At 56.2% G+C, this 2500-nt stretch carries 2 protein-coding genes and 1 pseudogene (1 of these 3 cut by a window edge); all 3 read right to left on the bottom strand.

Going from position 1 to position 2500, the window contains the following annotated elements; all coding sequences use genetic code 11:
• Positions 1 to 579, bottom strand: the 5' portion of a protein-coding gene (locus tag Q0367_RS19820; RefSeq protein ID WP_298984324.1) for a PmeII family type II restriction endonuclease. Its footprint begins 159 nt before the window's first position; 579 of the gene's 738 nt are visible here — the first part of the coding sequence; it begins with the start codon at positions 577 to 579; its stop codon lies off the left edge, out of view.
• 11 nt (positions 580 to 590) lie between these two features.
• Positions 591 to 1451, bottom strand: a complete 861-nt coding sequence (locus tag Q0367_RS19815; RefSeq protein ID WP_297641158.1) for a site-specific DNA-methyltransferase — start codon at positions 1449 to 1451, stop codon at positions 591 to 593.
• A 131-nt stretch (positions 1452 to 1582) separates the two neighbouring features.
• Positions 1583 to 2500, bottom strand: a pseudogene (locus Q0367_RS19810) (DNA mismatch repair protein MutS); the annotation flags it as partial.

Below are 2500 nucleotides of genomic sequence, written 5' to 3'. Positions count from 1 at the left end.
CGCCCGATGGCCTATTGGTTCGATAATATCGGTGTAGAGGCGTTCGTTTTCGCTGATCAGGTACCAAAAGTTCTGACCAACTACCTTAAGATAGCCAGCCCGCGTGTAGGTGGTTCGGGTTTTACCATAGCAAATGCCGAGCACAGGTTGCACATTCATGCTGATCCGAGATTGTTTCAGGCGAATGACTGCGTCCCGTAAATCCTGCGCCAGTTTGCTGTGTTGCGAGCTGTTCCCCCAGTTCGGACCCGATTTGATTGAAACCAAATAGTGGGTGTTGCGATTGATGAATTCTAGATCAACGCCAGGTGCACTGGATTTATGTCCCCCGGACGTTTGCTGGGCAATGAACAACGCAAGATTTTCTAAAAAATCGCCGAATAATTTCTCCTCCGAAGAAGACAAAAACGCGTCAAGAAGACTGGCTATCAAATCGCTGGCGACGGTTAAATTTTTCGCTCGGAAGAGATAGGGGTTCTTTTTGAGCAACTGATTCAGGCTCAGAGATTCCACTGAGGTCAGGCGCCGCCGATGGAAATCTTGAATCGTCTCCTGGACATACTGCTCAACCATGCGCATGTCGAGAGGATTCACTCTTTCGCCTCACTTTCATAAGATGCTCTTTCCTCAAAAAGTTGCGGTTGCACCCCATGAAGGCGCTCGCGCGCCAGATTGCAGTATTCAGGATTGATGTCGATCCCAACATAGTGACGATTGAGTCTCTTGGCGGCGACGGCAGTCGTGCCCGATCCGATGAACGGGTCAAGCACGATGTCGCCTTCTTTTGTGAAAAGTTTGATAAACCAAGCGGGCAAATCAACAGGAAAGACTGCACTGTGGCGCCGATTAGAGCACTCCGTCGCCATGTGGATGACATTAGTGGGGTAGACCATGGCCCGCCCCACCCAGTTGGAGACGTTTTTGCCGAAGCCACTTGCGACACGCGATTCGTCGCGGATTCTGTCCGTCTCGCTCAATCGCCTGAGCCGCTCTTGCGCCCAACCGCCGATTGGAACCATCACTGCATCTTGGTACATCGCAAAGGCTCGCGTCTTGTTAAATTGAATCAATCGTTCCCAGGCGTCTCGGAAACGATTGGGCCATTTCCCTGGATAAGAATTCTTTTTGTGCCAGATGAATTCCTCTGTCCAGAGCCATCCTTGTTTACGCATCTCCAGAATCAATTCGATGACGTAAGTGTGACGTTCACCGTTGACCACGCGCTCTTTGATATTGAGGATAAACGTGCCGGTGGGCTTGAGGACGCGTAAAAACTGCTTCGCCTTCGGCAGAAACCAGGCGCAGTACTCGTCAGGTGTAACGCCGCCGTAAGTGTGGCGCCTCTGGTCGGCGTAAGGCGGCGAGGTGAAAATCAGATCGATGGAATTATCAGGAAACGACTGCAGAACCTCCTCGCAATCGCCCTGCAGAATCGTGTCAAGCGAATCCATAACTTTGTCCATACAAATTATTTTATGAGAGTCAAGGCCAGCATCCAAGGAGCTCATCTTTCTGAATGCCGATAAACGACCTGACAAGAGTTCATCGGCATAAAAGTAAGGAAACCGTCTACCCCACCCGGTCAACTCTCCCCCGCCATTTTTTGTAGCTCATAAAGCCGATTGAGCGCATCGAGCGGGGTCAGGTTGTTGATGTCCAGTTTGCGCAGCGCCTCGACGACCGGATGCACGTCGGCGAAGAGCGAAACCTGCAGGGCGCCAGCGCGCCGCTTCGGCGCCACAGTCTCGGTCAGTCGACGCGGACCTGCGGCGCCGCTCCGCTCCAGGTCGGCGAGGATTTCCTCCGCGCGCGCGACGACCTGCGCGGGCAGGCCGGCCATGCGCGCCACGTGGACGCCGTAGGAGCGGTCGGCCTTGCCGGGGATGATGCGTCGCAAAAAGACCACATCTTCGCCGTCGCCGCTGTCATCGACGGCTACGTTGTAGTTGACGACGTGCGGCAGCCGTTCGGCCAGGTCGGTCAGCTCGTGATAGTGCGTGGCGAAGAGCGTCTTGGCGCGCAACCGGGGATGGTTGTGGATGTACTCGATCACCGCCCAGGCGATGGCCAGCCCGTCGTAGGTGCTGGTGCCGCGGCCGATCTCGTCGAGCAGCAGCAGGCTGCGGTTGGTGGCGTGATGAAGGATGTTGGCGGTCTCGACCATCTCCACCATGAAAGTGGACTGGCCGCGATGAATTTCGTCGCTAGCGCCCAGGCGCGTGAAGATGCGATCGACGACGCCGATGCGGGCGCGCTCGGCGGGCACGAAGCTGCCGATCTGCGCCATCAAGGTGATGAGCGCCGTCTGACGCAGGTAGGTGCTCTTGCCGCTCATGTTGGGGCCCGTGATGATCTGAATGGCGGTCTCCGGCGTCAGGAAGGCGTCATTGGGCACGAACGGCTCGTCGGTCAGCGTCCTCTCCACCACCGGGTGCCGGCCGGCGACGATCTCGATGCAAGGCCCTTCATCGACCTCCGGGCGCACATAGCGATGCGTCAA

It is taken from the genome of uncultured Caldilinea sp., assembly GCF_937128415.1.
Taxonomy (GTDB): Bacteria; Chloroflexota; Anaerolineae; order Caldilineales; family Caldilineaceae; genus Caldilinea.
Note: the sequence above shows the minus strand (reverse complement) of the source record. Positions and strands in the feature narration are given on the sequence as shown.